Origin of the sequence: Streptomyces agglomeratus (genome assembly GCF_001746415.1) — a bacterium.
Lineage (GTDB): Bacteria > Actinomycetota > Actinomycetes > Streptomycetales > Streptomycetaceae > Streptomyces > Streptomyces agglomeratus.
This window is the reverse complement of sequence record NZ_MEHJ01000001.1, coordinates 5743009-5757549: the sequence shown is the minus strand read 5'-3', so window position 1 is coordinate 5757549 and position 14541 is coordinate 5743009. Positions and strand designations below refer to the sequence as shown.

The window sequence follows — 14541 nt, the reverse complement described above, 5'->3', positions numbered from 1 at the left end:
CTCGCCCCGTGGATACGACCCTTCAGGACCCGCTCGTCGGGCACGTGCTCGACGGCCGCTACCGCATCGACGCGCGCATCGCCGTCGGCGGCATGGCCACGGTCTACCGGGCCGTCGACACCCGCCTCGACCGGGTGCTCGCCCTCAAGGTGATGCACCCGTCCCTCGCCGCGGACGCCTCCTTCGTGGACCGGTTCATCCGCGAGGCCAAGTCGGTCGCCCGCCTCGCGCACCCCAACGTCGTCGGCGTCTTCGACCAGGGGACGGACGGGCCGTACGTCTACCTCGCCATGGAGTACATCGCCGGCTGCACGCTGCGCGACGTGCTGCGCGAGCGCGGCGCTCTCCAGCCCCGCGCCGCCCTGGACATCCTGGAGCCCGTGCTGGCGGCGCTCGGCGCCGCGCACCGTGCCGGGTTCGTGCACCGGGACATGAAGCCGGAGAACGTCCTGATAGGGGACGACGGCCGCGTCAAGGTCGCCGACTTCGGTCTCGTACGGGCCGTGGACACCGTCACCAGCACGACCGGCTCCGTCCTCGGCACCGTGTCCTACCTCGCGCCCGAGCAGATAGAGCACGGCACGGCCGACACCCGCGCCGACGTCTACGCGTGCGGTGTGGTGCTGTACGAGATGCTGACCGGCGCCAAGCCGCACACCGGCGGCACCCCCGCGCAGGTGCTCTACCAGCACCTCCACGAGGACGTGCCCGCCCCCTCCGCCGCCGTACCGGGCCTCTCCGTCGAGCTGGACGAGCTCGTCGCGGGCGCCACCGCGCGCAACCCGGCGATCCGTCCGTACGACGCCGTGGCCCTGCTCGCGCAGGCCAGGGAAGCGCGTGCCGCGCTCAGTGACGAACAGCTCGACGCGATGCCGCCGCGGGGCCGCGCCGAGGTGACGCACCACGGCGCCGAGGACCGTACGAGCGTCATCCCGCGCGCCCTCGGCACCACGCACGCCGGTACGAACGCCGGCGCCGGCCACGACGAGCCGCTCAACCGCACCAGCCGCCTCCAGATGGCCCCGGCCGGGCCGGCGGCCCCCCGGCGCACCCGGGCGGCGGCGGGACGCGCCCTCGCACCCCGGCGCGGCGTGCTCGCGACCGTCGCCGCCGTCCTGCTCGTTTTCGGGGTCGGCGCGGGTGTCTGGTACATCAACGCGGGGCAGTTCACCCGCGTCCCGTCGCTGCTCGGGCAGACCGAGAAGGAGGCCGCGAAGCGGCTGTCCGCCGCCGGTCTGGACGTGAAGAAGGTGAAGCGCGAGTACAGCGAGACCTACGACCGCGGCACCGTCATGAACAGCGACCCGGCCTCCCGCGCCCGCATCCGCGACAACGGCTCCGTCACGCTGGTCGTCTCGCGCGGCCCCGAGACGGTGAAGGTCCCCGACGTCGAGGGCCTGCCGCTGGCCAGGGCCAAGGGTGAGCTCAAGAAGACCGGTCTGGCCGCCGGCATCGTCACCAGGGCGTTCAGCGACGAGGTCCCGCAGGGCTCGGTCATCAGTACGGACCCGCGCGCCGGGACCGAGCGGCACCCGGACTCCGCGATCGCCATGGTGGTGAGCAAGGGCTCCCGTGTGGAGGTGCCCGACGTGACCGGTGAGAGCGTGCCGGACGCCACCTCCGAGCTGGAGGAGGCCGGGTTCATGGTGAAGGTCGCGGCCGGGCGTGTGAACTCGCCCGAGGAAGCCGGATCCGTCGCCCGGCAGTCGCCGGCCGAGGGGGCGGAGCTCGCCAAGGGCGACACCGTCACGCTCACCGTCTCCAAGGGGCCGCGCATGGTCCCGGTACCGGACGTGGTCGGTGACAACGTCGACGACGCGAAGAGCACGCTCCAGGACGCGGGCTTCGAGGTCGAGGTCGACCGTCCGTTCCTGTCCTTCAGCGACGAGGTCGCGAGCCAGTCCGCCGGGGACGGCGAAGAAGCCCCGGAGGGCAGCACGATCACCATCAGGACCAAGGGCGGCCTGTAGGCCGGCGTCCCGGACCGCCGGCCCGGAGAAAGCCCTTCCCCCGGCCCCGGAAGGTCCGGAAGGGCCTGGGAGAGGTCCGGAGGCACTGGCCAGGGCCGCCCGGCGGCCCTGGCATCCTTGACGGCGATGAGCAACGCACCTTTCCCCTCCCGCAACCCCGTCGGCGGCCACATTCCCGTGGCCGGCGGCCTCGCCACGACCGGTCTCGCGTACGCCCGTGACATGGGCGCCGAGGCCGTTCAGGTCTTCGTGGCCAACCCACGCGGCTGGGCGACCCCCACCGGCAACCCGGCGCAGGACGAACTGTTCCGCGCGGCCTGCGCCGCCGAACGCATACCGGCGTACGTCCATGCCCCGTACCTGATCAACTTCGGCTCGCACACCGAGGCGACCGTCGAGAAGTCCGTGGAGTCGCTGCGGCACTCGCTGCGCCGGGGCCGTGCGATCGGCGCCCTGGGCGTGGTGGTGCACACCGGCTCCGCGACCGGCGGCCGGCCGCGTTCCGAGGCACTCGCCCAGGTACGCGCCCACCTGCTGCCCCTCCTCGACGAGCTGACGCACGACGACGACCCGTTCCTGCTGCTGGAGTCCACCGCGGGACAGGGCTCTTCGCTGTGCTCGCGCACCTGGGACTTCGGCCCGTACTTCGAGGCGCTCGACGCCCACCCCAAGCTGGGCGTCTGCCTCGACACCTGCCACATCTACGCGGCGGGACACGACCTCGCGGGGCCCGGCGGGATGAAGCAGACCCTGGACCTGCTCGTCGACACGGTCGGCGAGGGCCGGCTCAAGCTGATCCACGCCAACGACTCCAAGGAAGGCGTCGGCGCGCACAAGGACCGTCACGAGAACATCGGGTCCGGCCACATCGGCGAGGAGCCGTTCCGCGAGCTCTTCTCGCACCCGGCGACCGAGGGCGTACCGCTGACGATCGAGACGCCGGGCGGCAAAGAGGGACATGCGGCCGATGTCGCCCGACTGAAGGAGCTGCGCGACTTCCAGGAGTGCTGAAACCCATTGATGAATACCCCAGGGGGGTATAGGTTCTGTCGTGTCGGCAGGAACCTCTACCTGACCCTGGGGGCACACCATGCAGCACGAACCGCACGCGCACGACACGCACCACAGCCATGAGAACCAGGCGGATCACGCGAGCCGCCACGGAGATCACGCCCATCACGGCACGCACAGCGCCCACAGCACCTCCGGCAAGGTCAGCTGGGCCATGGCCGCCCGGGCCACCCTCCACTGCCTCACCGGCTGCGCCATCGGCGAGGTGCTCGGCATGGTCATCGGCACCGCGCTCGGCTGGGGCAACGCGCAGACGATGATCCTGGCGATCGTGCTGGCGTTCTTCTTCGGTTACGCCCTCACCCTGCGCGGCGTCCTGAAGGCCGGCGTGGACTTCCGGACCGCCTTCCGGGTCGCCCTCGCCGCCGACACCCTCTCGATCGCGGTGATGGAGCTGATCGACAACGGGGTCCTCGCCCTGTGGCCGGGCGCGATGGACGCCCACCTCACCGACGGGATGTTCTGGGGCGTACTCGCCTTCGCGCTCTTCGCCGCCTTCCTCATCACCACACCGGTCAACAAGTGGATGATCGGCCGCGGCAAGGGCCATGCGGTGGTCCACCAGTACCACCACTGACACCGGGCGGGAAGAGCGTACGAACGGCCGTCCCCGGCCCTACAGCTCCGGGCCGTCCCCCGGCTCCTCCTGGTAGGAGTACCGCTGCTCGCGCCAGGGATCGCCCACGTTGTGATAGCCGCGCTCCTCCCAGAAACCCCGGCGGTCCGCCGTCATGTACTCGACGCCCCGGACCCACTTGGGCCCCTTCCAGGCGTAGAGATGCGGTACGACCAGGCGCAGCGGAAACCCGTGCTCGGCGGTGAGCAGCTCACCGCCCTTGTGGGTGGCGAAGATGGTCCGCTCGGAAGTGAAGTCCGCGAGCCGCAGATTCGCGCTGAAGCCGTACTCGGCCCAGACCATGACATGGGTGACGCTCGGCGCGGGAGGCGCGAGTTCGACGAGCGTACGAGCGAGTACGCCACCCCATTCGGCCCCAAGCATGCTGAATTTGGTGACGCAGTGCAGATCGGCCTCGACCGTGGCGAACGGGAGTGCCGAGAACTGCTCGTGGTTCCAGCAGTGCTTGTCGCCGTCGGCTGTCGCACCGAAAATTCGGAACTCCCAGCGATCCGGCTTGAATTTGGGTACAGGACCGTAGTGGGTGACGGGCCAGCCACGCTGCAACCGCTGCCCCGGCGGAAGCTCGGGCTGCGCTGTTTCGTGATGTTCCCGGCTTTCCGGCTGACCCATGACTCCATGGTGACAGACGGCGAAGGGTGGTCATGACCAGGTCTGACCCTATTCGGGGCAACTCCTAATAAGCCTGCACTTACTGGACGCCCTTCACCCGCGATGCAAGGATGCGCGAAACCTGCCCAGTACCACGCCTGGAAGGAGCCTCTGCGATGCAGGGCGACCCCGAGGTCATCGAATTCCTCAACGAGCAGCTGACCGCCGAGCTGACTGCCATCAACCAGTACTTCCTGCACGCCAAAATGCAGGACAACTTCGGCTGGACGAAGCTCGCGAAGTACACCCGGGCCGAGTCCTTCGACGAGATGAGGCACGCGGAGACACTGACCGACCGGATTCTCTTCCTGGACGGCCTGCCGAATTACCAGCGGCTCTTCCATGTGCGGGTGGGGCAGACCGTCACCGAGATGTTCGAGGCCGACCGGCAGATCGAGGTCGAGGCGATCGACCGCCTCAAGCGCGGTATCGAGGTCATGCGGGCCAAGGGTGACATCACCTCGGCGAACATCTTCGAGGACATCCTCAAGGACGAAGAGCACCACATCGACTATCTCGACACCCAGCTGGAGCTGGTCAACAAGCTGGGGGAGTCGCTCTACATCGCCCAGCTGATCGAGCAGCCGGAGAGCTGACCGGGCGGGCCGGTCAGGCCGCTTCGGAGAGGCGTGCCCCGGCGAGGGGTGACGGGTCGGCGAGCGCCGCCGGGTCCAGCGCCGTCTCGCCCTGTTCGATCAGCGCGCGGCGCGGGCACGCGCCGCGGCCGAGAAGCCCCTGGATCGTGCGTACGCAGGAGCCGCAGTCCGTTCCCGCCTTGCTGACCGACGCTATCTGGCGCGGTGTGCAGGCACCGGCGGCAGCGTGCTCCTTGATCTGCTGATCCGTTACGCCGAAGCAGGAACAGACGAACACGCGGCACACCTCCTGACACGGGCGAGGGGGACGACTAATCGGTAAGGTCAACCTAACCTTACCCGCCGTCCCCCGCACGCAAAAGCCCCGGATACGGCTGTGGGGCGCGGATCACATTCGATCCGCGCCCCACAGCCGTTCTGTGCTTCTACGGCTTACTGATCGCGGTACATCTCGGCGACCAGGAACGCCAGGTCCAGCGACTGGCTGCGGTTGAGCCGCGGGTCGCAGGCCGTCTCGTAGCGCTGGTGCAGGTCGTCGACGAAGATCTCGTCACCGCCGCCCACGCACTCCGTGACGTCGTCACCGGTGAGCTCGACGTGGATGCCGCCCGGGTGCGTACCGAGGGCCTTGTGCACCTCGAAGAAGCCCTTGACCTCGTCGAGCACGTCGTCGAAGCGACGCGTCTTGTGGCCGGAGGCGGCCTCGTAGGTGTTGCCGTGCATCGGGTCGGTCACCCACGCCACGGCCGCGCCGGACGCCGTGACCTTCTCGACCAGCTCGGGGAGCTTGTCGCGGACCTTGTCGGCGCCCATGCGGACGACGAAGGTCAGCCGGCCGGGCTCGCGGTCGGGGTCGAGCTTGTCGACATAGCTCAGCGCCTCGTCGACCGTGGTCGTCGGGCCGAGCTTCACGCCGATCGGGTTGCGGATCTTCGAGGCGAACTCGATGTGCGCGCCGTCGAGCTGGCGGGTGCGCTCACCGATCCACAGCATGTGGCCCGATACGTCGTACAGGTGGCCCGTACGCGAGTCGACCCTGGTCAGGGCGGTCTCGTAGTCCATGAGCAGCGCTTCGTGCGAAGCGTAGAACTCGACCGTGCGGAACTCCGCGGGGTCGGTGCCGGCCGCCTTCATGAAGTTCAGCGCGTTGTCGATCTCGCGGGCGAGCTGCTCGTAACGCTGCCCGGAGGGCGACGACTTCACGAAGTCCTGGTTCCAGGCGTGCACCTGGCGCAGGTCCGCGTAACCGCCGGTAGTGAAGGCGCGCACGAGGTTCAGCGTCGAAGCGGACGCGTGGTACATCCGCTTCAGCCGCTCGGGGTCCGGGATCCGGGCCTTCTCGGTGAACTCGAAGCCGTTGACGGAGTCGCCGCGGTAGGTCGGCAGGGTGACGCCGTCACGGGTCTCGGTGTTCTTGGAGCGCGGCTTGGAGTACTGGCCGGCGATCCGGCCCACCTTCACGACGGGCACGGAGGCGGCGTACGTCAGTACCGCGCCCATCTGGAGAAGGGTCTTGAGCTTGTTTCGGATGTGGTCGGCGGACACGGCGTCGAATGCCTCGGCACAGTCGCCGCCCTGCAACAGGAACGCCTCGCCCTTGGCGACGGCTCCCAGTCGGGCGCGCAGCTGGTCGCACTCGCCCGCGAAGACGAGCGGCGGATACGACTCGAGGTCCGCGATCACATCGCGCAGAGCCTCGGTATCGGGGTACTCAGGCTGCTGCGCCGCGGGAAGGTCTCGCCAGGTGTTGCCACCCTCAGGGGTGGTCTTAGCGTTCACGGTCACCCTGACAACATTACGGGGTCAGCCCGCCAGTCCATTCTCTGGCCCACCAGATGAGACGGCACTTCCGGCCAGGGCCCGCTCCCCCGCGCTCGGCGCGGCGAGCGCCAGGCCGCGGTGGGTACGGCGCAGCATGAGGCGGGCCATGAAGGGATGCACCCTGCGGACGACGCCCCAGTAAAGACGCCCGCGCGTGGTGTCGGCCCTGGCCACCGTGCTGAGCGTCACGTACCGGTCGTCGACCAGGATGGACGCCCGCGCTTTGACGCCCGCCGTGTCGACGTTCATCAGCAGTTCGCCGCCCTCGCGCGCCACGACCGGGAAGGCGTCCCGCAGAATGCCCGTCCAGCCGTCCGGATCGCGCGGCATGCCGGGCAGCAGTTCCATCCGGTAGCCGTCCTGGTAGGACGGGCGGTCGAGGGAGGCACGGATCAGCCCGGCGCTCTCGGGGATGTCCACGGCAGCCGCTCTTCCCCAGTTCAGCCGGTGCAGCAGCCGCACCCACGCCGACCACCGCACGGGGCTCTCCACCTTGCCGGCCGCCGCCCGCTCGATGTTGTCGAAGCACTCCTCGACCACCGTGCCGTGGACCGCCTTCACGACCGCCGACCACAGCAGGAGCTGGGCGCCCCGCAGGTCCTGCTCCAGTACGTGCCGCACGACGCAGCGGCCGGGCCCGAGCGGCTCCACCGTCATCTCGTGGAACCCGTTGTCGGGCGGCGCGAAGGTGAAACGGACCCGGCGGCCCGGCTCGTACGCCGAGACGCTGTAGCGGACCGGGCCGTGGCCGCCGGCTGCCCCCACCGCGAGCGGGCCGTCGAAGCGCATGGGCTCCCAGGCCGGCGTGGGGAAGACCGGGTCGTCCGCCGCGGAGAGGCGGTCGAGCAGCGCCCCGACCACCTCGGCGGGGGCCTCGACGGTGCGCTCGTGGACATCGCGGATCTCGCTCATGACGAACCTCCATACGCTTGCGTATGGTCAACCATACGGTACCGTACGGACATGGCACAACGGCAGGACAAGAAGCAGGACAAGAGGGAGAAGAAGGCCCGGCTGAGCGCGCAGGACTGGGCGGACGCCGCGCTCACCGCGATCGGTGAGGGCGGCCTCGCGGCGGTCGCTGTGGAACCGCTGGCCGCTCGGCTCGGCACGACCAAGGGCAGCTTCTACTGGCACTTCACCAATCGGGAGGCGCTCATCGAGGCCGCGCTCGCCCGCTGGGCCGAGACCGCGACCGAGGCGGCGATCACCGAGATCGACACCGAGCCCGACCCGGCCTCCCGCATCCGCAGGCTCTTCACCGAGGCGACCGTGTCGGCCATCGACGACCCGCTGGAGGTCTCCCTGCTCGCCACCGCCTCGCACCCGCAGGTCGCGGCGGCGCTGAGGCGCGTGACCGAGCGCCGCGTCGACTACGTGGCCGGGCTCTTCGCCGATCTGGGCTTCCCGGAGCCGGAGGCACGCCGCCGGGGACTGCTCGCGTACAGCGTCTACCTGGGACACAGCCAGCTGGGGCACGCCGCCCCTTCCGTGCTGCCCGAGGGCGACGAACTCGGCTCGTACCTCGAATCGGCGCTCGACGCGCTGATGCGCCTCTGACCGGATCGCCGGGACGCTCCGGCGCCGCCCGGGTGGCGGGTGCCCGGTGATCGTGGGGGGCCGGCGTGATCGGGTGATCCGGGGATCGACTCGTGAGACACGCATGACGCCGGGCTCCGGGGTCCGCTAGGGTGCGGAGCATGTTCGCGCAGACGACTCAGAACTGGTGGTGGACCGCTCATCCGGCGGCCCACTGACATCGCGCGCACTGAATCGCGAAGGCCGCCCGAGGGGCGGCCTTTGGTGTTTCCAGGGCTGTTCCTCTCCACCCGGAAGGAACCCCACCGATGCTCATCAGCACGCTCCTCGACGACACCCGCCCCTTCGCGCTGCTGCGCCGGCGGACGCCGGGCCGTGACCACGACACCGTCGAGCTGCTGATCGGAGATGTCCACGAGGCCGCGCGCCTGGCCGACATCCCGGCCGGCGCCGACGACCTGCCCGCCCTCGCGCTGGTGCCGTTCCGGCAGATCAGAGAGCGCGGGTTCGACGTGCGCGACGACGGGACGCCCCTGAGCGTGCTGGTCGCCGAAGAGACGTACGCGCTGCCGCTCGACGACGTCCTGGCGCAGCTGCCCGCGCACGACGTCCGCGTCGAGGGCGGGGCCTTCGACATCGCGGACGAGGAGTACGCCGGGGTCGTGCGGCGGGTCGTCGAGGACGAGATCGGGCGCGGCGAGGGCGCGAACTTCGTCATCCGCCGGACCTTCGAGGGCAGCATCCCCGGGTTCTCTCGCGCCGACGCGCTGGCGTTGTTCCGGCGGCTCCTCGCCGGGGAGCGGGGGGCGTACTGGACGTTCGTCGTGCACACCGGGGAGCGCACGCTGGTGGGCGCGAGCCCCGAGGTGCACGTCCGCATGAGCGGCGGGACGGTCGTGATGAACCCGATCAGCGGCACGTACCGCTACCCCTCAGACGGGCCGAGCGCCGAGGGTCTGCTGGACTTCCTCGACGACGGCAAGGAGCGGGCCGAGCTCTCGATGGTCGTCGACGAGGAGCTCAAGATGATGTGCACGGTGGGTGACATGGGCGGCGTCGTCGTCGGCCCCCGGCTCAAGGAGATGGCGCATCTCGCGCACACCGAGTACGAGTTGCGCGGCCGCTCCTCGCTCGACGTGCGGGAAGTCCTCAAGGAGACGATGTTCGCGGCGACCGTCACGGGTTCGCCGGTGCAGAACGCGTGCCGCGTCATCGAGCGGTACGAGCCCGGCGGCCGCGGCTACTACGCGGGCGCGCTGGCGCTGATCGGCCGCGACGCGGGCGGTGCCCAGACCCTGGACTCGCCCATCCTCATCCGTACCGCCGACATCGCGGCCGACGGCCGGCTCCGTGTGCCGGTCGGCGCGACGCTGGTGCGCGACTCGGACCCGCACAGCGAGGTGGCGGAGACGCATGCCAAGGCGGCGGGGGTGCTGGCGGCGCTGGGGGTGCGTCCCGGCAGGCCGGACCACGAGGCCGTACGGCCGAGGCTCGCCGACGATCCGCGCGTACGGGAGGCACTCGACTCGCGGCGGGCGTCCCTCGCGCCGTTCTGGCTGCGGATGCGGGAGCGGTCCCGGTCCCTGGGCGGCCACGCGCTGGTGATCGACGCGGAGGACACCTTCACGGCGATGCTCGCGCATCTGCTGCGCTCGTCGGGGCTGGACGTGACCGTACGGCGGTACGACGAGCCGGGGCTGCGGACGGCCGCGCTCGCGCACGAGGGCCCCGTCGTGCTCGGCCCCGGGCCCGGCGATCCCTCCGGCGCGGGCGACCCGAAGATGCGGTTCCTGCGGGGCCTCACGGCCGAGCTGGTGCGCGGGCACCGGCACGGGCTGCTGGGGGTCTGCCTCGGGCACGAGCTGCTCGCCGCCGAACTCGGCCTGGAGATCGTGCGCAAGCGGGTTCCGTACCAGGGGGCGCAGACACGGATCGAGCTCTTCGGACGGCCGGAGACCGTCGGCTTCTACAACAGCTTCGTGGCTCGCTGCGGTGACGACGAGGCGGCCGAGCTGGCCGCGCACGGGGTCGAGGTCAGCCGCGACCCGGCGACGGGTGAGGTGCACGCGCTGCGGGCGGCGCGGTTCGCCTCCGTGCAGTTCCACCCGGAGTCGGTACTGACGCTGCGCGGCGCGTCCATGGTCACGGACCTGCTGACACCGTCCCTGCTCGGGCAGCGGTAGGCGGGCCGGGAAGGGGCGGGCCGGGAAAAGCCCCGGGCAACGGGCCCGCCCCCTCCCCCGCCCCGCTCAGCCGAAGAAGACGCCGACCTCCGCGTACAGCTCCGGGTCGACCGTCTTCAGCCGCTCCGTCGCCTCCCCCATCGGCACCCGCACGATGTCCGTCCCCCGCAGGGCGACCATCGTGCCGAAGTCCCCGTCGCGCACCGCCTCGATCGCGTGCAGCCCGAACCGCGTGGCGAGCCACCGGTCGAAGGCGCTGGGCGTACCGCCGCGCTGGACGTGGCCCAGGACGGTGGTGCGCGCCTCCTTGCCCGTCCGCTTCTCGATCTCCTTGGCGAGCCACTCACCGACTCCCGAGAGCCGGACATGCCCGAAGGAGTCGAGCGTGCCGTCCTTGAGCACCATCTCGCCGTCCTTGGGCATCGCCCCCTCCGCGACGACGACGATCGGCGCGTACGACGCCTTGAAGCGTGAGGTGATCCAGCCGCAGACCCGCTCGACGTCGAAGCGCTGCTCGGGGATGAGGATGACGTTGGCACCGCCGGCCAGGCCCGAGTGCAGGGCGATCCAGCCCGCGTGCCGCCCCATCACCTCGACGACGAGCACGCGCATGTGCGACTCGGCGGTCGTGTGGAGCCGGTCGATCGCCTCGGTCGCGATGCCGACGGCGGTGTTGAAACCGAAGGTGTAGTCGGTGGCGGACAGGTCGTTGTCGATGGTCTTGGGTACGCCGACACACTTCACGCCGTACTCGTCGGACAGCCGGGTGGCCACGCCGAGCGTGTCCTCGCCGCCTATCACGATGAGCGCGTCGACCTCGCACTTGGCGAGGTTCTCCTTGACCCGGTGGATTCCGTTCTCGCTCTGGAGCGGGTTGGTGCGCGAGGAGCCGAGGATGGTGCCGCCCCTGGGCAGGATGCCGCGTACGGCCGGAATGTCGAGCCGTACGGTGTCGCCTTCCAGCGGTCCGCGCCAGCCGTCGCGGAAGCCGGTGAACTCGTAGCCGTACTCCTGCACGCCCTTGCGGACGACGGCGCGGATGACCGCGTTGAGCCCGGGGCAGTCGCCTCCCCCGGTCAGTACTCCGACCCGCATGACTTCGTCCCTTCGCCACATCCAGCTGTGCCGTGTGGCGGACACGCTAGTGGTGACCCAGGTCACAGCGACATGGGGCGTCGGGGCGCGGAGGGGGTGAACTAGGCGTCGTCGAGGCCGCGTTCGATCGCGTAACGGACGAGTTCCACGCGGTTGTGCAGCTGGAGCTTGCCGAGGGTGTTCTGCACGTGGTTCTGGACGGTGCGGTGCGAGATCACCAGGCGCTCGGCGATCTGCTTGTACGAGAGCCCCTTGGCGACCAGCCGCAGCACCTCGGTCTCGCGGTCGGTGAGCTGCGGCGCCTTCGGCTCGTTCGAGGAGGCGGCGGGCGCCGGGTCGGAGGCCAGCCGGCGGTACTCGCCGAGGACCAGGCCGGCCAGCCCCGGCGTGAAGACCGGGTCGCCGGCGGCCGTGCGCCGGACCGCGTCGATGAGCTCGTCGGGCCCCGCGGACTTCAGCAGATAGCCCGTCGCGCCCGACTTCACCGCTTCCAGTACGTCGGCGTGCTCGCCGCTCGCGGAGAGCACCAGGACGCGCAGCGCCGGGTCCGCGCCGACCAGCTCCTTGCAGACCTGAACGCCGGGCATGCCCGGCAGGTTGAGGTCGAGGACCAGGACCTGGGGTTTGACGGCCAGGGCGCGGCGCACGGCCTGCGGGCCGTCGCCCGCCGTCGCCACCACGTCGAAGCCCGCCGCGTCGAGGTCGCGGGCGACCGCGTCCCGCCACATCGGGTGGTCGTCGACCACCATCACTCTGATCGCCTGCTGTTCGCCGCTCATCGCGCCTGTCCTGCCTTCCCCCGTGGAACCTTCAGTTCTACTTCCGTGCCCTGCCCCGGTACCGAGATCAGCTCGGCCGTTCCGCCGATGTCCCGCAGCCGCCCCCGGATCGACAGGGCGACGCCGAGCCGCCCCTCCCCCTCCGCCTGCGCGAGCCGGCCCTCCGGGATGCCGGGGCCGTCGTCCCGTACCGTCACGATTACTTCTTCCGGCCAGTCCTCGACCAGGATCCACGCCTGGGCGTCGTCCCCGGCGTGCCTGCGCACATTGTCCAGTGCGGCACTGACAGCCGCCGCCAGCTCCCTCGCGGCCGCCGCCTCCAGCAGGACCGGGGCGCCGGGCTCGGCGAAGCTGACCTTCGACCCGGCGTGCGGGGCGAGCAGCGAACGCAGGTCGCAGGGGCGGGTGTCCCGCCCGGGGCCGCCCTCGTCCTCGTCCACCTCGACCGTACGGACGACCGCACCCATCGCGGCGTCCTCCGAGGCGCGCGTCGCCGGCACGAGGCCGCTGGAGACCAGGGTGCGCAGGGCGACTTCCTGCTCGCCGGCCATCCTGCCGAGCTCGGCCGCCTCGCCGCCGAGCGCGGTGCCCCGCCGCTGCACCATGGCGAGCACCTGGAGCACGCTGTCGTGGATGTCGCGGGCGAGGCGCTCCCGTTCGCGGGTGGCCGCCTCGATCTCCAGGGCGCGGGCGAGGGTGCGCTCGGAAGCGCGGGCGACCTCGACGACGTAACCGATCGCGATGGAGGCGACCCACACCAGCAGGACGTTGTGGAACGTGTCCCGGCTGGGCTCGCCGCGCTCGACGATGTTCGCGGCGGCGACGAAGGAGGAGGCGAAGGCGGCCCAGCGCCAGCCGCCCTTGATGGCGAACGCGAGGACGGAACCCGCGGTCCATATCGACGGCAGGGTGGCGCCGTCGATCTGCTGCGCGTGCGCGTCGGCGAGCGGGGTGAGCATGATGCCGGTGAGGGCGACGGCGAGGTCGGCGACGAGGAAGCGCTTGGTGCAGCTCGCCGCGTTCGCCACCTTGGGGAGCGTGATGAGCGTCCAGACGGACATCACCGCGAGGAACGCGACGGCCACGGCGGGACGCTCGAACTTGTCCCGCGTGAAGACGAACAGCAGCACCGCGTAGAGCATCGTCAGCACGCGGTAGGCGGTGAGCGCACGCCACAGCGGCTGCTCGACCGACATGCGCACGACACGTTCGCGCTGAGCCCTGGCCATCATCCCCACCCCTGGACGGACGCTGTTACGCGCCGGACCGTTCCGCCTTGCCGGCCTGCGCGGCCTTCTCGGCCTTCTCCAGCTCCGCCTTCTCCGCCTTGGCGGCCTTCTCCGCGTCGGCGATCTGCCGCTTCGCCGCCGTCGCGTAGATGTCGACGTACTCCTGGCCCGAGAGCTTCATGATCTCGTACATGACCTCGTCGGTCACCGAGCGCAGGATGAACCGGTCGCCGTCCATGCCGTGGTAGCGGCTGAAGTCCAGCGGCTTGCCGATCCTGATGCCCGGCCGCATCAGCTTGGGCACGACCTTGCCGGGCGGCTGGATCTTCTCGGTGTCGATCATGGCGACCGGGATGACGGGGGCGCCGGTGGCGAGCGCCACACGGGCGAGGCCGCCCGGCTTGCCCCGGTACAGACGGCCGTCCGGCGAACGGGTGCCCTCCGGATAGATGCCGAAGAGGCCGCCGCCCTTGATCACGTCGATACCGGCCTTGATCGCCGCCTCACCGGCGCCGCGCGCGCCCGAGCGGTCCACGGGGAGCTGGCCGACGCCCTTGAAGAAGGCGGCGGTGAGCTTTCCCTTCACACCGGGCGAGGTGAAGTACTCGGCCTTGGCGATGAAGGTGACCTTGCGGTCGAGGACCGCCGGCAGGAAGAAGGAGTCCGAGAAGGACAGGTGGTTGCTCGCCAGGATCGCGGGACCCTCGGCGGGAATGTTCTCGAGGCCCTCCACCCAGGGCCTGAAGGCGACCTTCAGTGACCCTCCGATGGAGAACTTCATTGCGCCGTAGATCAACCGAGTGCCTTCCCTTGTCTGTCGAACAGACCATAACCCGTGCCGGGCCTGCGCTCCCGCCCACAAGGCCGCCCGACGGACCTGGTCGGTGTCGGTCCGGTCGCGTACGGTGAAGGGCATCCTGAGACTCCTCTTCGGCAGTCCTCTTTTGCAGTCCTCTTCGCAGTCCAGTTC

Annotated in this window: 15 protein-coding genes; 7 read left to right on the top strand and 8 right to left on the bottom strand. The window is 70.5% G+C overall.

From position 1 onward, the window contains the following. Positions 1 to 8 precede the first annotated feature (8 nt). The 3 genes from pknB (at position 9) to AS594_RS25100 (ending at position 3618) form a co-directional block, all read left to right on the top strand. Positions 9 to 1970 carry a Stk1 family PASTA domain-containing Ser/Thr kinase gene (pknB, locus tag AS594_RS25110; protein ID WP_079144416.1) on the top strand — a complete coding sequence of 654 codons (1962 nt, stop codon included), beginning with the start codon at positions 9 to 11 and terminating at the stop codon, positions 1968 to 1970. Positions 1971 to 2096: 126 nt separating this feature from the next. Beyond that, on the top strand, positions 2097 to 2981 hold the full coding sequence (locus AS594_RS25105) for a deoxyribonuclease IV (RefSeq protein ID WP_069929128.1): 885 nt from the start codon (positions 2097 to 2099) through the stop codon (positions 2979 to 2981). Positions 2982 to 3060: 79 nt separating this feature from the next. After that, entirely contained in the window at positions 3061 to 3618 is a 558-nt protein-coding gene (locus AS594_RS25100; protein ID WP_069932201.1) for a DUF4396 domain-containing protein, read from the top strand. 39 nt (positions 3619 to 3657) lie between these two features. Here the strand turns inward: AS594_RS25100 and AS594_RS25095 are convergent, their stop codons facing one another. Continuing rightward, the gene (locus AS594_RS25095; protein ID WP_069929126.1) at positions 3658 to 4290 is read right to left on the bottom strand and encodes a sulfite oxidase-like oxidoreductase; all 633 of its coding nucleotides are present in this window, start codon (positions 4288 to 4290) and stop codon (positions 3658 to 3660) included. 155 nt (positions 4291 to 4445) lie between these two features. Between AS594_RS25095 and bfr the strand changes: the two genes are divergently transcribed. After that, entirely contained in the window at positions 4446 to 4925 is a 480-nt protein-coding gene (gene bfr, locus AS594_RS25090) for a bacterioferritin (RefSeq protein WP_069929125.1), read from the top strand. Between the two features lie 13 nt (positions 4926 to 4938). Here the strand turns inward: bfr and AS594_RS25085 are convergent, their stop codons facing one another. The 3 genes from AS594_RS25085 to AS594_RS25075 form a co-directional block, all read right to left on the bottom strand. Further along, positions 4939 to 5211 (bottom strand): (2Fe-2S)-binding protein, encoded by a 273-nt coding sequence (locus AS594_RS25085; RefSeq protein WP_069929124.1) that lies wholly within the window; start codon positions 5209 to 5211, stop codon positions 4939 to 4941. Between the two features lie 146 nt (positions 5212 to 5357). Then, positions 5358 to 6710: a class II 3-deoxy-7-phosphoheptulonate synthase gene (locus AS594_RS25080; protein WP_079144417.1), complete on the bottom strand. Its 1353-nt coding sequence runs from the start codon at positions 6708 to 6710 to the stop codon at positions 5358 to 5360. An 18-nt stretch (positions 6711 to 6728) separates the two neighbouring features. Then, complete coding sequence (locus AS594_RS25075) at positions 6729 to 7658, bottom strand: SRPBCC family protein (protein ID WP_069929123.1); 930 nt, start codon at positions 7656 to 7658, stop codon at positions 6729 to 6731. 51 nt (positions 7659 to 7709) lie between these two features. Between AS594_RS25075 and AS594_RS25070 the strand changes: the two genes are divergently transcribed. From AS594_RS25070 to AS594_RS25065, 3 genes are all read left to right on the top strand, one after another. Next, positions 7710 to 8306 (top strand): TetR/AcrR family transcriptional regulator, encoded by a 597-nt coding sequence (locus AS594_RS25070; protein WP_069932202.1) that lies wholly within the window; start codon positions 7710 to 7712, stop codon positions 8304 to 8306. A 140-nt stretch (positions 8307 to 8446) separates the two neighbouring features. After that, entirely contained in the window at positions 8447 to 8503 is a 57-nt protein-coding gene (locus AS594_RS47955; RefSeq protein WP_078513512.1) for a trp operon leader peptide, read from the top strand. A gap of 90 nt (positions 8504 to 8593) precedes the next feature. Beyond that, positions 8594 to 10468: an anthranilate synthase family protein gene (locus AS594_RS25065; protein ID WP_069929121.1), complete on the top strand. Its 1875-nt coding sequence runs from the start codon at positions 8594 to 8596 to the stop codon at positions 10466 to 10468. 66 nt (positions 10469 to 10534) lie between these two features. On the opposite strand, the gene AS594_RS25060 is transcribed toward AS594_RS25065, so the two are convergent. The 4 genes from AS594_RS25060 to AS594_RS25045 form a co-directional block, all read right to left on the bottom strand. Beyond that, entirely contained in the window at positions 10535 to 11563 is a 1029-nt protein-coding gene (locus tag AS594_RS25060; RefSeq protein ID WP_069929120.1) for a 6-phosphofructokinase, read from the bottom strand. A 101-nt stretch (positions 11564 to 11664) separates the two neighbouring features. Then, positions 11665 to 12342 (bottom strand): response regulator, encoded by a 678-nt coding sequence (locus AS594_RS25055; protein ID WP_069929119.1) that lies wholly within the window; start codon positions 12340 to 12342, stop codon positions 11665 to 11667. Continuing rightward, complete coding sequence (gene macS / locus AS594_RS25050) at positions 12339 to 13574, bottom strand: MacS family sensor histidine kinase (RefSeq protein WP_420877836.1); 1236 nt, start codon at positions 13572 to 13574, stop codon at positions 12339 to 12341. The genes AS594_RS25055 and macS overlap by 4 nt, the downstream gene beginning before the upstream one ends. A 22-nt stretch (positions 13575 to 13596) precedes the next feature. After that, complete coding sequence (locus tag AS594_RS25045; RefSeq protein WP_069929118.1) at positions 13597 to 14352, bottom strand: lysophospholipid acyltransferase family protein; 756 nt, start codon at positions 14350 to 14352, stop codon at positions 13597 to 13599. Positions 14353 to 14541 lie beyond the last annotated feature (189 nt).

Excerpts from the sequence above, each read along its gene's own strand:
- AS594_RS25045 (WP_069929118.1), bottom strand. The coding sequence starts at position 14,352 with ATGAAGTTCTCCATCGGAGGGTCACTGAAGGTCGCCTTCAGGCCCTGG.
- AS594_RS25105 (WP_069929128.1), top strand. The coding sequence starts at position 2,097 with ATGAGCAACGCACCTTTCCCCTCCCGCAACCCCGTCGGCGGCCACATT.
- AS594_RS25070 (WP_069932202.1), top strand. The coding sequence starts at position 7,710 with ATGGCACAACGGCAGGACAAGAAGCAGGACAAGAGGGAGAAGAAGGCC.
- AS594_RS25065 (WP_069929121.1), top strand. The coding sequence starts at position 8,594 with ATGCTCATCAGCACGCTCCTCGACGACACCCGCCCCTTCGCGCTGCTG.
- macS (WP_420877836.1), bottom strand. The coding sequence starts at position 13,574 with ATGATGGCCAGGGCTCAGCGCGAACGTGTCGTGCGCATGTCGGTCGAG.
- AS594_RS25055 (WP_069929119.1), bottom strand. The coding sequence starts at position 12,342 with ATGAGCGGCGAACAGCAGGCGATCAGAGTGATGGTGGTCGACGACCAC.
- AS594_RS25100 (WP_069932201.1), top strand. The coding sequence starts at position 3,061 with ATGCAGCACGAACCGCACGCGCACGACACGCACCACAGCCATGAGAAC.
- bfr (WP_069929125.1), top strand. The coding sequence starts at position 4,446 with ATGCAGGGCGACCCCGAGGTCATCGAATTCCTCAACGAGCAGCTGACC.
- AS594_RS25075 (WP_069929123.1), bottom strand. The coding sequence starts at position 7,658 with ATGAGCGAGATCCGCGATGTCCACGAGCGCACCGTCGAGGCCCCCGCC.
- AS594_RS25095 (WP_069929126.1), bottom strand. The coding sequence starts at position 4,290 with ATGGGTCAGCCGGAAAGCCGGGAACATCACGAAACAGCGCAGCCCGAG.
- AS594_RS25060 (WP_069929120.1), bottom strand. The coding sequence starts at position 11,563 with ATGCGGGTCGGAGTACTGACCGGGGGAGGCGACTGCCCCGGGCTCAAC.